We start from the raw sequence: 22,342 nt of genomic DNA, 5'->3' as shown, positions 1-22,342 counted from the left end.
CCCGCCAACGACGACGCCCGGGCCAGTGGCCCGGGCGTCTCGCGTCGATCAGCGGGACCGATCAGCCCAGCCAGCGACGAGCATTGCGGAACAGACGCATCCAGGCGCCGTCCCGGGTCCACTCGGCCGGACGCCAGGAATTGGTCACCGCACGCACCACGCGCTCGGGGTGCGGCATCATGGCGGTGACGCGGCCGTCCGGCGTGGTCAGGCCGGTGATGCCGGAGGGCGAACCGTTGGGGTTGGCCGGATAGCGGGTGGTCACCTGGCCATAGTTGTCCACGTAGCGCAGCGCCACCTGGGGGGAACCCTGCATGCTGCGCAGGTGCGCGCTGTCGCGGAACTCGGCGCGGCCCTCGCCGTGGGCCACGGCGATCGGCAGCAGCGAGCCTTCCATGCCGGAGAGCAGGATCGACGGGCTCTCCTCCACGCGCACCATGGCCACGCGGGCCTCGAACTGCTCGGACTCGTTGCGCACGAAGCGCGGCCAGGCCTCGGCGCCGGGGATCAGCTCCTTGAGCTGGGACAGCATCTGGCAGCCGTTGCACACACCCAGGGCGAAGCTGTCGTCGCGGCCGAAGAAGCCGGCGAACTGCTCGCGGGCCCGCTCGTTGAACAGCACCGACTTGGCCCAGCCGCCGCCGGCGCCCAGCACGTCGCCGTAGGAGAAGCCGCCGCAGGCCACCAGGCCCTTGAACTCCTCCAGGCCGACGCGCCCCTCGAGGATGTCGCTCATGTGCACGTCGACGGCCTCGAAGCCGGCGTTGTCGAACGACCAGGCCATCTCCAGGTGGCCGTTGACGCCCTGCTCGCGCAGCACCGCCACCGCCGGCTTGGCGGTGTTCACGAACGGCGCGGCGATGTCCTCGTTCACGTCGAAGCTCGGCTGGGCGGAGAGACCCGGGTCGCGGCCGTCGAGCAGGCCGTCGAACTCGCTCTTGGCGCACTCGGCGTTGTCGCGCAGCGCCTGCATGCGATAGCTGGTCTCTGCCCAGGTGCGCTGGGCCAGCAGCCGGGTGGTCTCGAGCAGCGGCTCCTCGAACAGGGTCACGCGGACCTGGTCGTCGTAGCGCGGCCGGGCGATCACGCCGCAGCTCTCGAGGCCGGCGCCGGCGAACTGCGCCAGCACGTCCTCGGTGTGCGACCGCGGCACCTGGATCACCGCCCCGAGCTCCTCGGCGAACAGCGCGTTGAAGGCATCGGCGGGCTCGTCGATCAGCCAGTCGAGCTTGATCTCGAGGCCGGCGTGGGCGGCGAAGGCCATCTCCAGCAGGGTCACCAGCAGGCCGCCGTCGCTGCGGTCGTGGTAGGCCAGCAGCTTGCCGTCGGCGTTGAGGCCCTGGATCACGGTGAAGAACGCCTTGAGGTCCTCCGGATCGTCCAGGTCCGGGCACTCGTCGCCCACCTGGCCGTAGACCTGGGCCAGCGCCGAGCCGCCGAGGCGGTTCTTGCCGCCGCCGAGATCGATCAGGATCAGGTCGGACTCGTCCTGGGTCAGGTCGATCTGCGGGGTCAGCGTCTTCATGGCGTCGGTGACCGGGGCGAAGCCGGTGGTCACCAGGGTCAGCGGCGAGGTGATGCTCTTGTCCTCGACCTCGCCCTTGTCGTTCTCGGCCTGCCAGGCGGTGCGCATGGACATGGAGTCCTTGCCCACCGGCACGGCGATGCCGAGCGCCGGGCACAGCTCCATGCCCACGGCATGCACGGCGTCATACAGCGCCTGGTTCTCGCCCGGATGGCTGGCCGCGCTCATCCAGTTGGCGGAGAGCTTGACGTCGCCGAGCTTGGCGATCGGCGCCGCGGCCAGGTTGGTGATGGTCTCGGCCACCGCCAGGCGGGCGCTGGCGGCCGGATCGATCAGCGCCACCGGCGGGCGCTCGCCCATGGCCATGGCCTCGCCGGCATGGGTGTCGAAGGTCGCGGTGGTCACCGCCACGTCGGCCACCGGCACCTGCCACGGGCCGACCATCTGGTCACGGGCCACCTGGCCGGTGATCGAGCGGTCACCGATGGTGATCAGGAAGTTCTTGGACGCCACGGTGGGCAGGCGCAGCACGCGGTCCATGGCCTCGCGCAGGTCGAGGTTGTCGAGCATGATGCCCGGCATCTCGCGGCTCTCGCGGCTGAACTCGCGGGTCATCTTGGGCGGCTTGCCGAACAGCACGCTCATCGGCAGATCGACCGGCTTGGTGTCGAAGTGGCCGTCGCGGACCTCCAGGTGATGCGCCTCGGTGGCCTCGCCGACCACGGCGTAGGGGCAGCGCTCGCGCTGGCACAGGGCATCGAAGGCCGCGAGGTTCTCCGGGGCCACGGCGAGCACGTAGCGCTCCTGGGCCTCGTTGCACCAGATCTCCAGCGGGCTCATGCCCGGCTCGGCGTTGGGCACCTCGCGCAGCTCGAAGCGGCCGCCGCGGTCGCCGTCCTTGACCAGCTCCGGCAGGGCGTTGGACAGGCCGCCGGCACCCACGTCGTGGATGAAGCAGATCGGGTTGTCGTCGCCCAGCGCCCAGCAGCGGTCGATCACTTCCTGCACGCGACGCTCGATCTCGGGGTTGTCGCGCTGCACGGAGGCGAAGTCCAGGTCGGCGCTGGAGGCGCCGGAGGCCATGGAGGAAGCCGCGCCGCCGCCCAGGCCGATCAGCATCGACGGCCCGCCCATCACGATCAGCTTGCCGCCGACCGGAATCTCGCCCTTCTGGACGTGGTCCTCGCGGATGTTGCCGTAGCCGCCGGCGATCATGATCGGCTTGTGGAAGCCGCGACGCTCGACGCCGTTGGCGCCCAGGGCGTCCTGCTCGTAGCTGCGGAAGTAGCCGGTCAGGTTGGGGCGACCGAACTCGTTGTTGAAGGCGGCGCCGCCGATCGGCCCCTCGAGCATGATCTCGAGGGCGTCGACGATGCGTTCGGGCTTGCCGTAGTCGAAGGCTTCCCAGGGCTGCACGAACTCGGGGATGCGCAGGTTGGAGACGGTGAAGCCGGTCAGGCCCGCCTTGGGCTTGCCGCCGATGCCGGTGGCGCCTTCGTCGCGGATCTCGCCGCCGGCGCCGGTGGCCGCGCCCGGATGCGGGGCGATGGCCGTCGGGTGGTTGTGGGTCTCCACCTTCATCAGGATGTTGACCGGCTCCTGGTGGGCGGCGTAGACGGCGCGCTCGGCGGCGTCGCCGGTCAGCGGCGCGGCGAAGAAGCGGCCGGCCCGGCTTCCGCGGATCACCGCGGCGTTGTCGCTGTAGGCCGAGAGGATGTCGTCCGGCGAGGCTTCATAGGTGTTCTTGATCATCTTGAACAGCGAGCGCGGCTGGGCCTCGCCGTCCACCACCCAGTCGGCGTTGAAGATCTTGTGCCGGCAGTGCTCGGAGTTCGCCTGGGCGAACATCATCAGCTCGACGTCGGCCGGGTTGCGGCCCAGGCCCTGGAAGGCCTCGCACAGGTAGTCGATCTCGTCCTCGGCCAGCGCCAGGCCCAGCGCGACGTTGGCCTCCTCCAGCGCCGGGCGACCGCCGCCGAGGATGTCCACCTGGCCGAGTGGCGCCGGCTCGTGGTGGGCGAACAGCCGGGCGGCGTCGGAGGCGTCGAACAGCACCGTCTCGGTCATGCGGTCGTGGAGCGCCGCGAGGACGGCCTCGTAGGCCTCCTCGGAGAGCTCGCCGGCGAAGCGCACCCGGTAGGCGATGCCGCGCTCGAGGCGACGGATCTGGCTCAGGCCGCAGTTGCGGGCGATGTCGGTGGCCTTCGAGGACCAGGGCGACTGGGTGCCGATGCGGGGTACCACCAGGAACAGGCGACCGTCGCCCCGGGCACCGGTATCGTGGGCCGGGCCGTAGTCCAGCAGGCGCTCGAGCAGGCGGCGATCCTCGCCCTCCAGCTCGCCGTCGTGGTCGACGAAGTGCACGTAGTCGGCGCCGAGCGCCTCGACCTGTGGAGCCACGGCGTGCAACGCTTCGAGCAGCTTGGCATGACGGAAGGCGGAGAGGGCGGGCGCGCCACGCAGTTCGAGCATATCCTGGGGCCTCTGAAACAAGCAGAATGCGGTAAAGACGGGGGCCGCGGCCGGCGGCAATGAGCGCACATGATACTGGAAAGCGCGGGCGGCGAGAAATCGGCGTGGATGACAGCCTGCGAGGCGCTGGGTAAGGTGGCGGTACTCATCGCATCCCGACATCACTATGCTGGCATCCCTGCTCGACCACCTGCGCCGCCGCCGGCGCAACTACGCGACCCTGTGCGCGTTACTGGGGCTGGGGCTGATCACCGACCGCCCCCACCGCGCCCCCGGACCTCTGCTCGAGGAGGTACGGACGCGGGACTTCCTCAACGTCCAGACCCGTAACACCCCCACGACCTACTACGAGGGCCGCCAGGGGCCGACCGGCTTCGAATACGAGCTGATGCGGCGCTTCGCCGATTTCCTGGGCGTCAGCCTCAACCTGGACGCCGACCACGACATCGCCGGAGTCCTCGAGGCGGTCCGCCGCGAGGGCGATCTCGGCGCCGCGGCCCTGCCGCTGGACCCCACCCTGGACGGCCTGATGTTCAGCCGCCCCATCCTGCCGCTGCAACCGGTGCTGGTGTATCGCCGCGGGCTGCCGCCCCCCGGCGAGATCGCCGACCTCGAGGGTCTCGCGATCGGCACCCTGAGCAATACCGGCACCGATCGGGTGATGCACGAACTGAAGGCCGAGCACCCCTGGCTGAGCTGGCAGGAGGCCGATGACATCGAGGTCTCGGCACTGCTCGGCCGGGTTGCCGATGGAACCCTGGACGCCGCCGTGGTCTTCGAGCGCCAGTTCCGCCTCAACCGGCTGTTCTTCCCCGAGGTGGAGGACGGTTTCCGGCTGGGGCGCCCGCTGTCGCTGGCCTGGGCCTTTCCCAGCGAGCGCGGGCTCGGCCTGCTGCGCGAGGCCAATCGCTTCCTCGAGACGCTGCAGGACAGCGGCCTGCTGGCCAGCCTCGAAACCCGCTATCTGGGTCGCGACAACTATCTGGAATACGTCGGCGCGCGTACCTTCATCGGTCACGTCCACGAACGGCTGCCCACCTACGACGCCCTGTTCCGCGAGGCCGCTCGCGACAGCGGATTCGACTGGAAGCTGCTGGCCGCGGTGGGCTATCAGGAATCCCACTGGCGGCCCGACGCCACCTCGCCTACCGGGGTGCGCGGGCTGATGATGCTGACCAATGCCACCGCCGGGGAGCTCGGCGTCGACAACCGTCTCGACCCGGCCCAGAGCATCCATGGCGGCGCGCGTTACCTGCGCTCGCTAAAGGATCGTCTGCCGGAGTCGATAACCGGGGACGACCGCTTGTTCATGGCCCTGGCCGCCTACAACGTGGGCCTCGGCCATCTCTACGATGCCCGTCGCCTCGCCGAGATGCGCGGCGGCGACCCCGACACCTGGGAAGACGTGCGCGACGCCCTGCCCCTGCTGCAGGAGCGCGAATGGTACAGCAAGACCCGCTACGGCTATGCCAGGGGCGGCGAGCCGGTCATCTACGTTCGCAACATTCGTCGCTACCACGAGATCCTCGCCTATGTGGACCGCAGCCGTCAGCAGTTCCATCGCCTCAGCGCCCGTCAGCCCTCTGGCGCGGACGACACTGGCGCCCCGCCGAGCGGCTGAGATCCGCTCATGAAATACCGGCTTGGCGCCCTGCCGCTGTCGGCCGCCGCCCCGCTGGTGGCGCTGCTCGGCCTGCTGATGGCGTCCCTGCCCCTGGCGGGAGCCGGCATGGAACTGATCGTCATCGGCCTGACCGCCGCCGGCCAGCTGGCCTGGCACCTGCGGCACCTGACGCTGTCGCGGCTGGTGACATGGCCGACGCTGGCCTGGCTGGCCATCGCCCTGCTCAGCTATCAGCTGCCGGAAGCCTGGGTGTCCCAGGCCGACTGGAACCGCTGGGCGGGGCGCCTGATGGCGGGGAGCCACATCGACGACTGGCGTCCTCCGCTGCTGATGTTGCTGTGCCTGGGCCTGCTGAACCTCAGCCTGCTGACCCGCACCCGAGCCAACCTCGGCGCCCCGCTGCTGATGAGCACCGCCGGCCTGGCGCTGCTCGCTCAACTGCTGGCCCCTCACCCCGCGGACGGGCCGCTGGCGCTGAGCCCCGACGGCCCACTGCTCGCCGCCCAGGCCTGCCTGCTGCTCGCCCAGCTGGTCGACATCCTCGGTGGCTGGCGGACCTCGCGAAACAGCATCCTGCGCGCCCTGTGGCCTTCGCTGCTGCTGGCCACGCTGACGATGGGGCTGTGGTATCACCAGCATCGGGACGCCGACCGCCAGCAGCAGCAGGCGATTGCCGAGCTCGGGCAACGGCTGGGCCAGCGGCTCTCGGACGAGATCGACGACCACCTGGCCGCCATGCGTCGCTTCGCCGCGTCATGGCGCTGGCAGGACGCACCGCCCTCCGCCGACCAGTGGGCCTATCAGGCCGAGCTGTACCACCAGGACTTCCCGTACCTGCTCAACATCGCGTTCATCGACCCGCGAAGCCGTATCCTCCACGTGCATCCGGCCAATGCGTACAACACGCCGTTGCTCGGCACCCGGCTGTTCGAGGCTCAGCCGGACGGACGCGAGGCGCTGGGCAAGGCCCTGCACGATGGCACCATCGGCCAGACCCGGGTCATCGCGCTGCTCCAGGGCCAGCCCGGCATGGTCCATTACCTGCCGGTCATCCAGGCCCGGGACGCCCGCATCCTCGGCGCCGTGGGCGTGGTGGTCGGCCTGCGCTCGATGGCGGACACGCTGTTCCGTCAGGTCGCCCCCGACACTGCCGCCCTGACGCTGCTGGACGGCAACCGGCTGCTCGCCCACCAGGGCACCGCCCGGCGCCCCGGCCCCTGGCGCCATGCCTCGCCGCTGACGCTGGACGACCTGTCGCTGACCCTGATCACCCGCCCCGGCCACGATGCCCTGCTGGCCCGGCGCCCACGATTGCCGGTGGTCACCCTGGCGGCGGGGCTGACGCTGGCTTACCTGCTCTACCTGGCCCTGTTCGCCCGCCGCTACATGCAACTGCAGCACCGTCAGGCACGGCGCTCCAACCGCGAGCTGCGCCGCGAGGTGCGCAACCGCACCCGGCTGCAGCAGGAAGTCGAGTGGCTCGCCACCCACGACGAACTCACCCGGCTGCCCAACCGACGCCGCTTCCTGCAGGTGCTGGCGGAACACGACCGGGTGCGGCCGCTGAGCGTGCTGCTGTGCGATATCGACCACTTCAAGCTGGTCAACGACCGGCTCGGTCACCTGGTCGGCGACCGCTATCTCGCCGAGCTGGGCCGACTCGGCCACGCGGTGCTCGATGCCGCCGGCGGCGTCTTCGCCCGGCTCGGCGGCGAGGAGTTCGTCGCCTGCCTGCCCGGGTCGAGCGCGGAAGACGCGGAAGCGGTGGCGAGGCGCCTGCAGGCGGCCCTCGCCGAGAGTCGGCTGACGCACCAGGACGGCGCACCGGTGACCCTCAGCGTCGGCGTGGCGACCCTCGACGAGGGGCCGCTGGTGGCCGATGAGCTGCTCCAGGCCGCCGACGACGCCCTCTACCGTGCCAAGTCACTGGGGCGCGACCGCATCGAGCGGGCCACCTCGCCGGCCGACCTACCCGTCGGTGGCCCCTGAACGGCGTTCGGCGAAGAAGGCCTTGAGCAACTTCGAGACCCGGGCGGCCAGCACCCCGCCCTCCACCGTCACTCGATGGTTGTACCAGGGCTGGGCGAACAGGTTGGCCTTCGACTCGACCATGCCGGTGCGTGGCTCGGCGGCGCCGTAGACCACCCGTGCCAGCCGCGCGTGGATGATCGCCCCGGTGCACATCAGGCAGGGCTCCAGGGTCACGAACAGGGTGCAGCCATCGAGGCGGTAGTTGCCGAGGCGCGTGCCGGCATCGCGCAGGGCGCGGATCTCGGCGTGGGCGCTGGGGTCATGGCCCGCCACCGGCGCGTTGTAGCCCTCGCCGACGATCTCGCCGGCGGCGTCCACCACCACCGCGCCGACCGGCACCTCCCCGGCCTCCCCGGCCAGCCGTGCCTGCTCGAGGGCACGATGCATGTAGAACTCGTCGCTGCGCATGACCGCCGACTCCCGTAGACTACTCAGAATGAAACATTCGTATGAACGCCCGCCACGCGCGGATGCCGTGGCCCATGGAGGATACCCGGAATGAGCGACGCCCTGAACGACCTGGCCGACCTGCTGCGCCTCGAGCCCCTGGAGGAGAACCTGTTCCGCGGCCGTAGCCAGGATCTGGGCCTGCCCCAGCTGTTCGGCGGCCAGGTGCTCGGCCAGGCGCTCTCCGCGGCCACTCATACCGTGGACGCCAGCCGGCGCGTGCACTCGCTGCACGGCTACTTCCTGCGCCCCGGCGACGCCAGCCGCCCGGTGATCTACCAGGTCGACGCAGTGCGCGACGGCCGCAGTTTCACCACCCGCCGCATCACCGCCATCCAGAAAGGCCGGCCGATCTTCTTCTGCAGCGCCTCCTTCCACGGTCAGGAGAGCGGCCTCGACCACCAGCCGACGATGCCCGAGGTGCCCTCCCCGGAGGCCCTCGACCGGGCCAACCTGCACCAGCGCTTCCCTGGCCACCCCATCGAGTTCTGCCACATCGAGGACGACGCCGAGCCGGGGCGCCCGGCCCGCAAGCGGCTGTGGTTCCGCCTCGCCGGCGAGCTGCCGGACGACCCGGCCCTGCATCGCTACCTGCTCGCCTACAGCTCCGACTTCCACCTGCTGACCACCGCGCTGGTGCCCCACGGCAAGCGCTTCGGCGATCCCGACCTGCGCATCGCCAGCCTCGATCACTCGCTGTGGTTCCACCGCGACGTCAGGGTCAACGACTGGCTGCTCTACGACATGGACAGCCCCTGGGCCGGAGGCGCCCGCGCCTTCACCCGCGGCAGCATCTACGACCGCCAGGGCCGCCTGGTCGCCTCCAGCGCCCAGGAGGGCCTGACCCGCGTGGAGGACTGAGCCGGGGACGTCGCGACCCGGGCCATGAACGACGACGCCGCCCCTGATATCAGGGGCGGCGTCGCGAAAAGTGGTGCCGGTGAGTGGACTCGAACCACCGACCTACGCATTACGAGTGCGTTGCTCTACCAGCTGAGCTACACCGGCTTTGCGCCGCATCATACGGCCCGACACGCCGCGCTGCCAAGAGGCCTCAGCGCCCGCTGCTGGCCGCCAGCAGGGTGCCCTCCGGCGGCTCGGCCTGGAAGTGCGCCCGGAGCCCTTCGACGATGGATGTCACCAGCGCCTGCTGATGGGCGCCGCTCTGCAGGCGACGTTCCTCGTTCGGATTGGAGATGAACCCGGTCTCGACCAGCAGCGAGGGAATGTCGGGCGACTTCAGCACCACGAAGGCGGCCTGCTCGACCTGTGACTTGTGCAGGTCGTTGATGCGCCCCAACCGCTCGAGGATGCGCCCGCCGGCGGCCAGCGACTGGTTGAGGGTGGCGTTCATGGAGAGGTCGAGCAGCGCGCTGCGGGTGGCCATGTCCTGCTCGGCCAGGGCGATGAAGGCCTCGTCGTCGGCGATCACCGCGCGGTTCTCGCTGTTGGCCAGCCAGCGGGCGGACTCCGAGCTGGCACCGCTCGTCGACAGCGCATAGACTGAACTGCCGTGGGGCCCCGGCCGGTCCACGGCATCGGCGTGGATCGAGACGAAGAAATCGACGCGATGCTCGCGGGCGATGGTCGTCCGTCGACGCAGCCCCACGTAGACGTCGCGATCCCGGGTCAGGACCGCGCGGAAGCCCGGCGCCTCGTTGAGACGCCGGGCCAGCCGCCGGGCCAGCTCCAGCACCACGTCCTTCTCGTAGGTGCCACTCGGCCCCACGGCGCCCGGGTCCTTGCCGCCATGACCGGCATCCACGGCAATCACGATATCGCGGCCACCACCGCTCGGCAGTGAAGGCGCAGGATCGACCGGCGCCGGCGGCGCGGCCGCGGGGCCGGACGCGGCGAGGTCCAGCACCAGCCGATGCCCCTGAAGGCCCGCGGGCGGCAGATCATGGCTCTCGACCTCGACGGGGCCGCTCAGGTCGAGCACCACCCGGGTGCCGTCGCCGCGGGCCCCGGTGCGAATGCCGGTGATCGGGCTGCCGGCCAGCGGCACATCCGCCAGTTCGCCGGCCAGACGGCCCTCGGCCAGGTCGATGACCAACCGGTCCGGCCCGCGCAGCGTGAAGACATCGCTCGCCATCGCCGTGGAAAGGTCCAGCACCACCCGGGTATGCGCCGCCTCGCTGCGCAGTCGCAGATCCTGCACCTCGCCGCCGAGCGCCATCAGGCTCCAGAACAGCAGCGCGCCCGACAGGCAGGCCAGCAGGCGTGCGCCGCGTCGGCGTCCACTCCGGGTTTCACGATCGATCATCTGGCTTGCATCCCCTCACGGCACGAGTCGCCCTTCCCTAATGCGTCGGAAGAGTATCGGCCAGGATGGGAGAGGCTTGAGCGGGCACCGCGTCCGCGGAGACTCCCCGTTGCAGGGATGGACGTTCGGTGGAATACGGCAGAGGAAACGCAGGAAAGGAAGAGGTGGCCGGCACCCGGCGTCCGCGAGGTCGCGGACCGCCAGGATCAGGTGCCGGTCGAACCCTGCGCCTTAGATGTAGGCGTAGGCCATGCGGCTCTGGAAGTTGCGATAGGCGTTCTCGGTCATCACTTCCAGCACGCGGTAGGCACGCTTGCCGAAACGCTTGGCCAGGGAAGGACGGGCGGTGGCGGTAGCAGTCGTCATGGTAGATGATCCTTGCGTCGGTGAACGTGGATTGAATTATACCTTAGTCTAACGACTTTGGTCTAATCCACCACTGCACCTCCCTCGACGCCTCTCTCCTACCATCCCTCTCCTGCCCCTCTCTCCTACCGCGCCTCTCGCCCCCTTGAACGCCCGATGATCAGGCCGATGGCACCGCCGCCTCATCGGCCATCGCCGCGGGCCAGCCCAGACGACGCCGCGCCTCCGCCGCGTCGTCGAGCGGATCGTGATGCCAGAGCCAGCCGAAGCGCCGCTCCAGTTCCGCGATGAGACTCGGCTCGTCGGCACCGATGCCGGGAGCGGCGTACTCGTAGACGTCTCCCGCCTCGCGGGACGTGGCCTGCACGCGGCAAGTGCGGGCATGCCGCACCGCCTCGAAGGCCGCCAGCGCCGCGGCGACGCTGGCGCGACGGCACTCCGGGTCGCCCAGCAGGCTGGCCAGCACGTAGGCGTCCTCCAGCGCCTGCCCGGCGCCGGCGCCCTGATGCGGCAGCATGGCGTGGGCAGCATCGCCGGCGATCAGCACCCGGCCGCGGACATAGCGCGGCAGTTCCGGCAGTTCGTGCAGCGCCCAGCGGGTCGGCTGATCGATGCAGCCGAGGATCGCCCTGGAGGCGGCGCCCCAACCGGGGAAGTCGTCGAGCATCGCCTGGCGGTCGACATCCGCCACCCAGGGCGCGTCCTCCGGCAGCCGCGGGTCGGGCGAGGAGCGGTCGGTGACGAAGGCCACCACGTTGATCAGCGTCGCCTGCTTCACCGGGAAGGTCAGGAGATGGCGGTCCTCGCCCAGATACATCTGCGGCACCACGGACAGCCGGTCGTCGACGCCGGCCTCGCGCATCGCCTCCCGTAGTCGCTCGACGGGCACCAGCCCGCGATAGGCTTGGGTGCCGCTCCAGCGCGGTTCGAAGGCGCCGAATTCCTCGACCGGTAGCACGTGCTCGCGCACCGACGACTTGATGCCGTCGTAACCGATCAGGATATCGCCCTGAAAGGTGCTGCCGTCCTCGAAGCGCACGCTGACGCCCTCGGCGTCCTGCGTCACCTCCTGACAGCGCTTGCCGAAGTCGGCGATACCCTCGGGCAGGTGGGCGACGATGGCATCCAGGAAATCCGCACGATGGACCGAGGACTGGCCGACGCCGGGCGCCAGCGAGGCGGTCAGGTAGGCGTCGTCGCGCCCGCGACGCCACTCGAACCAGATATCCTCGAAGGGCGCCGGCGAGGCATCGGCGATGTGCCGATAGGCGTCCTCCAGGCCGAGCAGCGAGATCGCCCGCACCGCATTGGGCCCGAACGAGACCCCGGCGCCGATCTCCGAGAAGCGCTCGGCGGCCTCGAACAGATGCACCTCGAGGTCGGGATACCGAGCGAGGGCAACGGCGAGAGCCACACCCCCGATACCGCCGCCGACGATGCCGATGCGAAGGCGCGAGGCCGTGGAACGCGGGGTGATGTTCATTGTTGTCATGGTCGCTTCCTGTCAGGGACGAAGGATGTAACCTCACGCTAAGCCGCCACGCTGCGAGTCACCACGAAACCCGCTTCATTACGAACATAAACGCCACTAATATCCTTGCTGAACAGAAAGTTACCGCCTACATGGCGGGCTGACACGGGACCTTTGTCTAGGTCGAAAAATACCGCCATCCGTGGCTTTCTGCACGAGACACGACATCCCCCGGACACGGCCCCCACATGCGCAAGCTCTCACAGATCGATACCAACCTGCTGGTGGTATTCGACCTGCTCTATCGGCACCGCAACACCCAGCGCGTCGCCGAGCATCTCGGCCTGACCCAGCCCGCGGTCAGCCATGCCCTGAAGCGCCTTCGCACGCTGCTCGATGACGAGCTCTTCGAGCGCACCTCCCGTGGCCTGATGCCGACGCCCTACGCCACGCAGCTCCAAGAGCCGGTCGAGCAGGGCCTGGCCCACCTGCAGGAGGCACTCACCCTCAGCCACGACTTCGACCCGGCCGCCAGCCAGCGCACCTTTCACATCGCCATGAGTGATATCGGCGAGATCTACTTCCTGCCCCGGCTGATGTCACGGCTGGCCGAGCTGGCCCCGGGCGTCTCGCTCGAAAGCGTACGCAGCGATCTTCGCGACATGAAACAGGACATGGAGGAGGGCCGGGTCGACCTGGCGGTGGGGCTGATCCCGCAGCTGGACGCCGGCTTCTATCAGCAGCGGCTGTTCGTGCAGCGCTACGTCTGCCTGATGCGCGAAAATCATCCCCTCGCCGCAGGCGACTTCTCGCGGGACGACTTCGTCTCGGCCCGTCATCTGGTGGTGGAGGCCAGAGGCACCGGACACGGCCGGGTCGAAGAGTGGCTGGTCAAGAGCGGCATCACCCGCCCGGTGCGGCTGCGGCTGCCGCACTTCGTCGCCATGCCCTACATCGTCAGCGACACCGACCTGGTGGTGACCGTGACCGACAAGCTGGCCGAGGCCACCGCCGCTCGCTTCGGCCTGCGCGCCATGCCACATCCGCTGGCGCTACCCGAAGTGCCGATCAACCTGTTCTGGCACCGTCGCTTCCACCAGGATGCCGGCAATCGCTGGCTGCGCCGCCTGATCCACGAGATGTTCGCCGAAGGCTGACGGTCCAGCGCATCGACCGCCGTCCGCCCTCCCCGCTCGGTTCACGCTCAGTTCGCGCTGTCGGACGCCTGCTCCGTTTCCTCGCGTCGCACGAAGCGGCGATGCAGCACGTTGTAGGCGATGGCGCCGATCACCACGCCCCAGAAGGCCGAGCCGAGGCCAAGGAAGCTGACGCCCGAGGCCGTAGCCAGGAAGGTGATCACCGAGGCCTCGAGATGCTCCTTGCGCGCGACGAAGGCGCTGACATTGCTGGCGATGGCGCCGATCAGCGCCAGCCCGGCCAGCACCGCCACGAACTCCCCGGGCAGCGAGGTGAACAGCAGCACGATGGTGCCGGCGAAGGTGCCGCCGATCAGGTAGAACAGGCCGTTGGCGATCCCCGCCACGTAGCGCTTGTCGCGGTCCGGGTGCGCCTCCTCGCCGGTGCAGATCGCCGCGGTGATCGCCGCGATCACCGTGGTGATGCCGCCGAAACAGGCGGTGGCAAGCGACGTCAGGCTGGCCACGGTGACGATCGGCCTGGCCGGCGTGTTGTAACCGGAGGTACGCAGGATGGCCATGCCCGGCAGGAACTGCCCGGTCAGGCTGACCAGCACCAGCGGGATCGCCAGGCCGAGAGTGCCCTGCCAGGTCCACTCCGGGGCGATGAAGATCGGCGAGGCCAGCTGCACGGTGACGCCGTCGAGGCTCGCGCCTTCCAGGGCCACGGCCAGGCCGACCCCGACGATCAGCAGCCACACCAGGCAGTAGCGCGGCGTCAGGCGCTTGAACACCAGATAGGCCAGCAGCATGCCGATCATCAGCGCCGGCACCGTGGCCAGCGACTCGAAGACGCCGACCCCGAACTGGAACAGGATGCCGGCCATCATGGCGCTGGCGATGCCGGGCGGAATCAGCTGGATGATGCGGTCGAAGGAGCCGCTCACGCCGATCACCAGCATCACCGCCGCTGCGGTGAGATAGGCCCCCACCGCCTCGTTGAGCGAGAGCTCGGGGAACAGCGTCACCAGCAGCGCCGTGCCCGGCGCCGACCAGGCGGTCACCACCGGCACCTTGAGCCACAGGCTGAGGCCGATGCCGGACACGGCGGCGCCGATCGAGATCGCCCACACCCAGGAGGTCATCATGGCCGGGGAGATATCGGCGCTCTGGGCGGCCTGGAAGAAGATGGCCAGCGGGCCGGCGTAGGAGATCAACACCGCCACAAACCCGGCGGTGACGGCGGGAATCGACCAGTCCTTGAAGCGTCGCATGGCGAGTTCCTTGGCAAGATCCGAGCGGAGACGCCGAGCCGGCGCCACCGCGAGAGAAAAAAGGCCCGTGCGCTGCCAGGCAGCCACGGGCCAACGGAGAAGACGGTATCGCGAAGCGGGCCCGGTGTCAGGCACTGGGCTCGTGGGCGGCCCGGCGAATGAACTCGAAGTCCTTGGTCTCGAACACCAGCGAGATGAACACGCCCAGCACCAGGGCCCAGAAGGAGGCGCCGATGCCGAGGATCTGCAGCCCCGAGGCGGCGATCAGGAAGGCGAACAGTCCGCCCATCTCGTGCTTGCCGGCGGCGAAGGTCATGTACATCGCCGAGGTAATCACCTTGAGCAGCGCCAGGCCGGCGACGATGGCGACGAAGTAGGACGGCATCGCCTCGATCAGGCTGATGACGAAACCGTAGAAGGGAGCGGCCACCACGAAGATGGCCCCGGCGATCACCGCCGCCACCCAGCGCTTGTCCAGCTTGCCGGCCTCGGGCGAGGAGCAGATGCCGGTCATCGGCGCGGCGATGCAGGTGCTGTGCAGGTTGAAGAAGGACGAGATCATGGTCGCGAAGCCGCCCACCGCGGTGATGGCATTGGCCGGCACTTCCTTGTAGCCCATGCCCTTGACCAAGCCCACGCCGGCGGGGGTCTCCATACCCACCAGGATCAGCGCCAGCGGCAGACCGTAGGCCAGGAAGGCCTCCAGGGTGAAGGTCGGCACGATGAACTCGGGGAAGGTCACCGAAAACTCGACGCCCGAGAAGTCGATGCCGGCGTAGGCCATGTAGGCGATGCCGGCCAGCATGGCCACGATCAGCGGCGGCACCCGGCGCAGGAAGCGCGCCGACAGGAAGAAGGCCAGGATCATGACCGCCGCCGGTACCAGGGCATTCTCCAGCGGTGCGACCATGTTGAGGCCGAACTTGAGCAGCACGCCGCCGACCATGCCCATCACGATTGGCATGGGAATCAGCTTCATGACGATGCCCATCACCCCCGCGAGCCCGGCCACCAGCGCGATGGCCCCGGCGATCAGCGAGGCACCGAGCGCCGCCTCCACGCCGACCACCGGGATGATGGCGGCGAACAGCAGCGCGCCGGGAATGGAGTTGGCCATCGGCAGTGGCAGCCGATAGTAGGCGGGCATGATCAGCCCGAACAGGCCGTTGATCATCAGGTAGGCGATGACCCAGATCATGATGAAATGTTGATCGAGCCCGGCGGCGGTGCCGGCGCCGACGTGGATCACGCTGGCGCTGATGCCGAAGAGCCCGGCCACGATCCCCGCGCTGACGTTGTCGACGTTGAGATCGCGGATGAAGTCAGCCGGCGCATGCCGCAGGCTGACGCCTTTCTCGAGATGTTTCATGCTGTGCTCCGAAGATTGTTGTCATTGGTATCAGGGGCTTGCCGTCGGAGGCCGCCCCTGACGGGGCGGCGTTAGCTGGCGTTTGGCGCTACCCAAGGTCTCCCCCGGCCACCGGCAATACATTACCGGTGATGTAGCTCGCTTCGTCGGAGGCCATGAACAGGATCGGCGCGGCCATCTCGTCCAGGGTGCCGTAGCGGCCGAACAGGCAGCTCTGCTTGGTCTGGTCGATATGGGCCTGGAACCAGGCCTGCTCGGTCTCGTTGCGCGGTTCCGGGGTGCCGCGCGAGATGCGCCGCGGCGGCGCCTCGGTGCCGCCGGGCGCCGTGGCCACCACGCGGATGCCGTGCTCGGCGTGCTCGAAGGCCAGCGATGCGGTCATGGCGTTGACCCCGCCCTTGGCCGCCGAGTACGGAATGCGATGAATGCCGCGGGTCGCCGCCGAGGAGACGTTGACGATCACGCCGCCGCCCTGCTCAACCATGGCCGGCAGCACCGCCCGACAGCACCACAGCGTCGGCATCAGCGAGCGGGTGATCTCGGCCGAGATCTCGTCGGCGCTGAACTCGGTGAACGGCTTGAAGTTGATCGCCCCGCCCACGTTGTTGATCAGGATGTCGATGCGGCCGAAGTGCGCCAGGGCCTCGCGCATGGCGCCTTCGGCTCCCTCGAAGGTCTCCAGGTCGGCCAGCAGGGCGATGGCATCGACGCCCTGTTCGGTCAGCTCGGCGGCCACGTCACGGACGATCTCGGCGCGATCGACCAGCGCCAGGCGGGCGCCCTCGGCGGCCGCCTGCTCGGCGACGCGCCGACCGATGCCCTGGGCGGCGCCGGTGATCACCATCACCCGGCCCTGGAAGCGTTCTCGGCTCATGCGGCCTCCCCGGGCGCCTGGTTGGGCGTGAACTTCTCGTAGTAGAAGCTCTGCGGGGCGATGCCCTGCTCGTCGAAATGCTTGAGCACGGCGTCGACCATCGGCGGCGGCCCGCACAGGTAGACGTCGACGTCGCCGTCGTGCAGCACCTCGGCCGCCATGTGATGGGTGACGTAGCCCTTGCGCGGATGCTCGCTGGCCTCGTCCACCACCACGGTGGCGTAGGTGAAGCTCGGCAGCCGCTGCTGGATCGCGTCCAGGGCATCGGTCTTGACCAGATGGTCGTCCTTGTTGACGCCGTAGATCAGATGGATCGGCTGGTCACAGTCCTGCCCCTCCTCCCGTTTCTGGGCCAGCTGCTCGAGCATGGAGAGGAACGGTGCCAGGCCGGTGCCGCCGGCCAGCATCAGCACCGGGCGGGTGATTTCGCGCAGGTAGAAGCTGCCCATCGGCCCGGTCAGCTCGAGGCGTTCGCCCGGCTTGCACTGATCGGTGAGGTAGCCGCTCATCAGCCCGTTAGGCACGTTGCGGATCAGGAAGGTGGTCCGCGTCTCGCCCGGCCTGGAGCTGAAGGAGTAGGAGCGATGCGCGTCGGTGCCCGGCACGCCGATATGGATGTACTGGCCGGGCAGGAAGGCCAGCTCGGCGCCGTCGTCGAGATCGATGGCCAACTCGATGCTGTCCTCGGAGAGCTGCTCGACCTCGGCCACGGTGCCCTCGAGCTTGCCGACCGCGGTCTTGCACAGGGTCGAGGCCACCGGCACCTGGATGACGCAGTCGGTCGACGGCACCATCTGGCAGGTCAGCACCTGGCCCTCGGCGGCCTCCTCGTCGGACAGCGCCTCATCCAGATACTCGTCGCCCAGGTCGAAGGTGCCCTGCTCGCAGTGGCCCTTGCAGGTGCCGCAGACGCCGTCGGAGCAGTCCATGGGCAGGTTGACCTTCTGCCGGTAGGCGGCGTCAAGCACGGTCTCGCCTTCCTTGCAGCCGATGAAGCGGGTGACCCCGTCTTCGAAGTTGAGCGCGATGGTATAACTCATGGTCGTTCTCCTCACCCGGTCCGGGCGACGCGATCAGATGTGATAGACGTCGATGACCTGGTGGATGTAGTCGTTGTTCAGGATCACCTTCTTGCGGGTGATCAGCGGCGCCTCGCCCGACACGTCCAGCGTGTAGAAGGAGGTACCGAAGAACTGGTTGGTCTGCTGGTAGCGGTGGCTCAGGGTGTGCCAGTTGAAGCGCAGCTCCACCGTGTTGCCCTCCTGCTTCAGCACCTCGAGGTTGCTGATCAGGTGGGTGGTGCGCGGCTCGGGAATGCTGGTCGCGCCGCTGCGCTCGGTCTTGATGCGGTAGACCCGGTCCTCCAGCCCCTCGCGGTTGGGATAGTAGATCAGCGAGATCTCGGACTGCGGGTCCACGGTCAGCTCGTCGTCGTCGTCCCAGGCCGGCATCCAGAACTCCGCGTCCTGGCGGTAGCAGGCCAGCCACTCGTCCCACTGGCGGTCGTCGAGCAGCCGCGCCTCACGATGCACGAAGGCCTGAATATCGAGATAGTTCATGCGGAAGCCTCCTCATTGGCGCCGACCGTGGCGATAAACTGGCTGCGTTCCTTGTCGATGGCGCGCAGCATCTCCTCGACCCAGTGCTGGTGGTGCAGCACGTAGAGCCCCTCGTCTTCCGGCGATGCCCCGCTCAGCAGCGGCTTCATGTCGATCGCCCGGGCGTTGTCATCGGCGCCCTCGATCCACTGCTTGGCGCCGCGACTGAGATCGTTCCACTCGGCGTCCTCGCCGGCATAGCCGGTCTGGCAGGCGCGGAATTCTTCCAGGTCGTCCGGCGTGCCCATGCCCGAGACGTTGAAGAAGTCCTCGTACTGGCGGATGCGCAGCGCGCGGTTCTCGGCCGACTCGCCCTTGGGCGCGAAGCAGTAGATGGTCACCTCGCTCTTGTCCACGGACAGCGGACGGATCACCCGGATCTGGGTAGAGAACTGGTCCATCAGGTAGACGTTGGGGTAAAGGCAGAGGTTGCGGGTCTGGTTGACGATGGAGTCGGCCCGGGCCTCGCCCAGCTCGGCCTCGATCTCGTCCTTGCGGGTATAGACCGGACGCACCTCGGGGTTGAGCAGCCGGGTCCACAGCATCATGTGGCCGTTCTCGTAGGAGTAGAAGCCGCCCTGGCTCTTCGACCAGCCGTCGGCGTCCACCGCCTTGGTGCCGCCGGCGTCGTAGTTGCGGCGGTCCATGGTCGAGGCGTAGTTCCAGTGCACGGTGCTGACGTGGTAGCCGTCGGCGCCGTTCTCCGCGCCCAGCTTCCAGTTGCCGTTGAAGGTGTACGACGAGGTGCCGCGCAGGATCTCCAGGCCTTCCGGCGCCTGGTCGACGATGTTGTCGATGATCTTGGTGGTCTCGCCCAGGTACTCCTCGAGCGGCATCACGTCGGTGCTCAGGCTGCCGAACAGGAAGCCCTTGTAGTTCTCGAACACCGGCACCCGCGTGAGATCGTGGGAGCCCTCGCTCTTGAAGGCGTCCGGGTAGGCGCCGGTCTTCTCGTTCTTGGCCTTGAGCAGCTTGCCGTCGTTCTTGAAGGTCCAGCCATGGAACGGGCAGGTGAAGGTGCCCTTGTTGCCGCGTTTCTTGCGGCACAGGGTGGCACCGCGGTGGGCGCAGGCGTTGATCAGGGCATGCAGCTCGCCCTGCTTGTCGCGGGTGATGACCACCGGCTGGCGCCCCATGGTGACGGTCATGTAGTCACCGGGCTCGGCGATCTGGCTCTCGTGGGCCAGGAACAGCCAGTTGCCCTCGAAGACGTGCTTCATCTCGAGCTCGAAGAACTCGGGGTCGGTGAAGATGCTGCGATGCACGCGGAAGGTACCGGCCTCGGCGTCGTCGACGACGGCACCGCGGACGCGTTGTTCGAGACGATCAAGCTTGCTGGTCATGATCAGGCTCCTCACGGATGGTAAAGGGTCAGGGAAGAAGGGACTCGTCGGCACTCAAACCTGGGCGGTACCCGCCTGCTGGCTGGCCTGGTCCTGCTCGTCTTCCTTGGCCCGCGGACGCTTGTGGCGCACCTGGAGCTCGGCGGCGTCGGTCGGCGACAGCGCGACGTCGAACACCACTTCGGTGAAGGGTCCCTCGAAGCCGCGTGCATCGATGGCGGCAGCATCCTCGATCCGCTGTCCCTCGACCACCAGCTCCTCGCGAGTGGCGAAGGCGAAGTCATCGAAGGTGTAGGGGTCGCCGGCCAGGTTGATCTGGGTTGTCAGGTGCTGGTGACCCGGCGCCGAGATGAAGTAGTGGATGTGCGCCGGGCGCTGGCCGTGGCGACCCAGGGCCTTGAGAACCTGGTCGGTAGGCGCGCCTTCTGGCACGCCATAGCCGGAGGGAACGATGCTGCGCACCGCGTAGCGACCCTCGGCGTCGGTGATGATCGAGCGACGCAGGTTGTATTCGCTCTGCGACGGGTCGAAGAAGGAGTAGCCACCCTTGGAGTCGGCGTGCCAGATCTCGACCTTGGCCCCGGCGATCGGCTGGCCATAGGTATCGCGCACCTGGCCGGTCAGCCACATCGCCTCGCCGTCGGTGTCGGTGCCGTCGTCCATGCGCCCGCTCCCCTGGATCTCGGGCGCGCCGGCCACGTAGAGCGGACCCTCAATGGTGCGCGGCGTGCCACCGGTACGGCCGGCCTCGGCGTCGGCCGCGTCCAGGCGCATGTCGAGGTAGTGGTCGAAACCGAGCCCCGGGGCCAGCAGGCCGAACTGGGTGCCCTGGCCGAGCGCGTTGAGCACGCTCACGGAGGACCAGAACTCCTCGGGCGTGACGTCGTAGTCGTCGATCAGCCGGTACAGATCGGAGAGCAGGCGATGCAGGATCTGCTTGGCACGATCGTCGCCGCCTTCCTGGCCGAAGCCGCTGACGGCCTTGAGAAAGTCCTGAACCTCGGGAGTGTCGAAAATCTTCACGGTCATACTGGCATCCTCATCTCGTTGTTATATCGCATCGTCTTCGATGAACGACGGGATCAGCTGTCGTCGTCACGCACGGAGGAGGGGTGGCGGCACAGCGGTTTGACGGCGATCTCCATGTAGGGGAACAGCGGCAGGTTGGAAACCAGTTCCTGCAGCTCGGCGTTATCCTCGACGTCGAAGATGCTGACGTTGGAGTAGCTGCCGGCCACCCGCCACAGGTGGCGCCACTTGCCGGCGCGCTGCAGCTCCTGGGAGTAGGCCTTCTCGGTCGCCTTGATCTCGGCGGCCTGCTCGGAGGGCATTTCCGGCGGCAGATTCACGGTCATTTCTACCTGGAACAACATGGTCATCTCCTTCCCTGAAACGGTGTCAGCACCCGGGATTAGTTGCGTGAATAGTGTTTGAGCTTGTCGTCGTCGAGACTGATCCCGAGACCGGGGCCGGTCGGCAGGTCGACGCCGAAGTCGTTATAGCGCAGCGGCTCGGCGACGATGTCGTCCTTGAGCAGCAGGGGCCCGAACATCTCGGTGCCCCAGGCCATCTCGGGCAGAGTCGCCCAGGCATGCAGCGAGGCGGCGGTGCCGATGGTGCCCTCGAGCATGGTGCCGCCGTAGAGGCCGATGCCGGCATTCTGGGCCAGCTGCGCCAGCTCGAGAGCCGGCCTTGGCCCGCCGGCCTTAGCGATCTTCAGCGCGAAGGCGCCGTTGAAGCCGCTGCCAATCAGATCCAGGCCATCTCGGGCGTCGGCCACCGACTCATCGGCCAGCATCGGCACCTCGAAGCGGTTGGCCAGGCGAATAAGACCCGCCTGCTCGCGAGCCGGAATGGCCTGCTCGATCAGCGCGATGCCGGCGTCCTGCAGGGCAGCGATGCCGCGCACCGCGGTGGCCTCGTCCCAGGCCTGGTTGACGTCGACGCGCACGCTGGCGCGATCGCCCAGAGCCGCCTTGATGTCGGCCACGTGGCGCACGTCCCGCTCCAGAGCACTAGCGCCGATCTTGAGCTTGAAGTCGCAGTGGCGACCGTCGTCGAGGCGCTGGAAGGCCTCGTCGATGTCTTTGCGGGTATCGCCGGAGGCCAGGGTCCACAGCACCGGCAGATGGGTCTGGCGGGCGCCGCCCAGCAGCTCGGCCACCGACAGCCCCAGGCGCTTGCCCTGGGCGTCCAGCAGCGCGGTCTCCAGCGCCGACTTGGCGATGGGATTGCCGCGCACGTGGCGGTTCAGCCGCGCCATCAGGGCGTTGAGGTTGCTCGAGGGCTGGCCGACCAGCAGCGGCGCCAGGTAGGCGTCGATGTTGCGCTTGATGCTCTCCGGGCTCTCCGGGCCATAGCTCAGGCCACCGATGGTGGTGCCCTCGCCCAGGCCCTCGATGCCGTCGCTGTGACGCATGCGCACGATGACCATCGTCTGGCAGGCCATGGTGGCCATGGAAAGCTTGTGGGGACGGATGGTCGGCAAGTCGACCAGCAGCGTCTCGATGGACTCGATCACGGCGGACATGAAGGCTCCTGGGCTA

18 protein-coding genes and 1 tRNA gene are annotated in these 22,342 nt (G+C 68.5%); 4 read left to right on the top strand and 15 right to left on the bottom strand.

The genetic code is table 11. The features are described from left to right. Positions 1 to 61: 61 nt before the first annotated feature. Positions 62 to 3,997, bottom strand: coding sequence for a phosphoribosylformylglycinamidine synthase (purL, locus tag CVH10_RS04155; protein ID WP_106487909.1), 3,936 nt, complete (start codon positions 3,995 to 3,997; stop codon positions 62 to 64). A 166-nt stretch (positions 3,998 to 4,163) separates the two neighbouring features. On the opposite strand from purL, the gene mltF reads away from it, so the two are divergent. Continuing rightward, entirely contained in the window at positions 4,164 to 5,618 is a 1,455-nt protein-coding gene (gene mltF, locus CVH10_RS04150) for a membrane-bound lytic murein transglycosylase MltF (RefSeq protein WP_106487908.1), read from the top strand. A gap of 9 nt (positions 5,619 to 5,627) precedes the next feature. Continuing rightward, positions 5,628 to 7,610, top strand: a complete 1,983-nt coding sequence (locus tag CVH10_RS04145; protein ID WP_052052529.1) for a diguanylate cyclase — start codon at positions 5,628 to 5,630, stop codon at positions 7,608 to 7,610. Here the strand turns inward: CVH10_RS04145 and tadA are convergent. Then, on the bottom strand, positions 7,590 to 8,060 hold the full coding sequence (gene tadA / locus CVH10_RS04140; protein WP_035597582.1) for a tRNA adenosine(34) deaminase TadA: 471 nt from the start codon (positions 8,058 to 8,060) through the stop codon (positions 7,590 to 7,592). The genes CVH10_RS04145 and tadA overlap by 21 nt on opposite strands. A gap of 90 nt (positions 8,061 to 8,150) precedes the next feature. Between tadA and CVH10_RS04135 the strand changes: the two genes are divergently transcribed. Continuing rightward, positions 8,151 to 8,960, top strand: a complete 810-nt coding sequence (locus tag CVH10_RS04135) for an acyl-CoA thioesterase II (RefSeq protein ID WP_035597584.1) — start codon at positions 8,151 to 8,153, stop codon at positions 8,958 to 8,960. A 71-nt stretch (positions 8,961 to 9,031) separates the two neighbouring features. Here CVH10_RS04135 and CVH10_RS04130 read toward each other — a convergent pair. The 4 genes from CVH10_RS04130 to salA all read right to left on the bottom strand — a co-directional run bounded on the left by CVH10_RS04130 (position 9,032) and on the right by salA (position 12,223). Further along, positions 9,032 to 9,107: transfer RNA gene (locus CVH10_RS04130), tRNA-Thr, on the bottom strand. A 46-nt stretch (positions 9,108 to 9,153) separates the two neighbouring features. Next, positions 9,154 to 10,365, bottom strand: a complete 1,212-nt coding sequence (locus CVH10_RS04125) for an N-acetylmuramoyl-L-alanine amidase (RefSeq protein ID WP_369335720.1) — start codon at positions 10,363 to 10,365, stop codon at positions 9,154 to 9,156. A 231-nt stretch (positions 10,366 to 10,596) separates the two neighbouring features. Continuing rightward, entirely contained in the window at positions 10,597 to 10,731 is a 135-nt protein-coding gene (locus tag CVH10_RS27220) for a hypothetical protein (protein WP_258394089.1), read from the bottom strand. A 160-nt stretch (positions 10,732 to 10,891) separates the two neighbouring features. Then, complete coding sequence (gene salA, locus CVH10_RS04120) at positions 10,892 to 12,223, bottom strand: salicylate 1-monooxygenase (protein WP_219924676.1); 1,332 nt, start codon at positions 12,221 to 12,223, stop codon at positions 10,892 to 10,894. A gap of 227 nt (positions 12,224 to 12,450) precedes the next feature. Here salA and CVH10_RS04115 point away from each other — a divergent pair, with 227 nt between their 5' ends. Further along, a complete protein-coding gene (locus CVH10_RS04115; protein WP_106487906.1) occupies positions 12,451 to 13,359 on the top strand; it encodes a LysR family transcriptional regulator in 909 nt (302 codons plus the stop codon). 47 nt (positions 13,360 to 13,406) lie between these two features. Here CVH10_RS04115 and CVH10_RS04110 read toward each other — a convergent pair whose 3' ends face one another. The 9 genes from CVH10_RS04110 to CVH10_RS04070 all read right to left on the bottom strand — a co-directional run bounded on the left by CVH10_RS04110 (position 13,407) and on the right by CVH10_RS04070 (position 22,326). Further along, a complete protein-coding gene (locus tag CVH10_RS04110; RefSeq protein ID WP_369335730.1) occupies positions 13,407 to 14,660 on the bottom strand; it encodes a benzoate/H(+) symporter BenE family transporter in 1,254 nt (417 codons plus the stop codon). A gap of 79 nt (positions 14,661 to 14,739) precedes the next feature. After that, the gene (locus tag CVH10_RS04105) at positions 14,740 to 15,981 is read right to left on the bottom strand and encodes a benzoate/H(+) symporter BenE family transporter (protein WP_106487904.1); all 1,242 of its coding nucleotides are present in this window, start codon (positions 15,979 to 15,981) and stop codon (positions 14,740 to 14,742) included. A gap of 88 nt (positions 15,982 to 16,069) precedes the next feature. Further along, positions 16,070 to 16,855 (bottom strand): benzoate diol dehydrogenase BenD, encoded by a 786-nt coding sequence (benD, locus tag CVH10_RS04100; RefSeq protein ID WP_106487903.1) that lies wholly within the window; start codon positions 16,853 to 16,855, stop codon positions 16,070 to 16,072. Next, on the bottom strand, positions 16,852 to 17,895 hold the full coding sequence (gene benC, locus CVH10_RS04095; RefSeq protein ID WP_106487902.1) for a benzoate 1,2-dioxygenase electron transfer component BenC: 1,044 nt from the start codon (positions 17,893 to 17,895) through the stop codon (positions 16,852 to 16,854). Before benC ends, benD begins: the two co-directional genes overlap by 4 nt. A 33-nt stretch (positions 17,896 to 17,928) precedes the next feature. Next, entirely contained in the window at positions 17,929 to 18,414 is a 486-nt protein-coding gene (gene benB, locus CVH10_RS04090; protein WP_106487901.1) for a benzoate 1,2-dioxygenase small subunit, read from the bottom strand. Next, on the bottom strand, positions 18,411 to 19,796 hold the full coding sequence (locus CVH10_RS04085) for a Rieske 2Fe-2S domain-containing protein (protein ID WP_106487900.1): 1,386 nt from the start codon (positions 19,794 to 19,796) through the stop codon (positions 18,411 to 18,413). The genes benB and CVH10_RS04085 overlap by 4 nt, the downstream gene beginning before the upstream one ends. Before the next feature lie 54 nt (positions 19,797 to 19,850). Next, entirely contained in the window at positions 19,851 to 20,825 is a 975-nt protein-coding gene (catA, locus tag CVH10_RS04080; protein ID WP_106487899.1) for a catechol 1,2-dioxygenase, read from the bottom strand. 53 nt (positions 20,826 to 20,878) lie between these two features. Further along, positions 20,879 to 21,169 carry a muconolactone Delta-isomerase gene (gene catC / locus CVH10_RS04075; RefSeq protein ID WP_106487898.1) on the bottom strand — a complete coding sequence of 97 codons (291 nt, stop codon included), beginning with the start codon at positions 21,167 to 21,169 and terminating at the stop codon, positions 20,879 to 20,881. A 38-nt stretch (positions 21,170 to 21,207) separates the two neighbouring features. Next, on the bottom strand, positions 21,208 to 22,326 hold the full coding sequence (locus tag CVH10_RS04070) for a muconate cycloisomerase family protein (RefSeq protein WP_106487897.1): 1,119 nt from the start codon (positions 22,324 to 22,326) through the stop codon (positions 21,208 to 21,210). Positions 22,327 to 22,342: the final 16 nt, after the last annotated feature.

This window comes from Halomonas sp. ND22Bw (assembly GCF_003011945.1).
Taxonomy (GTDB): Bacteria; Pseudomonadota; Gammaproteobacteria; order Pseudomonadales; family Halomonadaceae; genus Halomonas; species Halomonas halophila.
The sequence above is the reverse complement of the archived record's forward strand: the minus strand, read 5'-3'. Positions and strand labels throughout refer to the sequence as shown.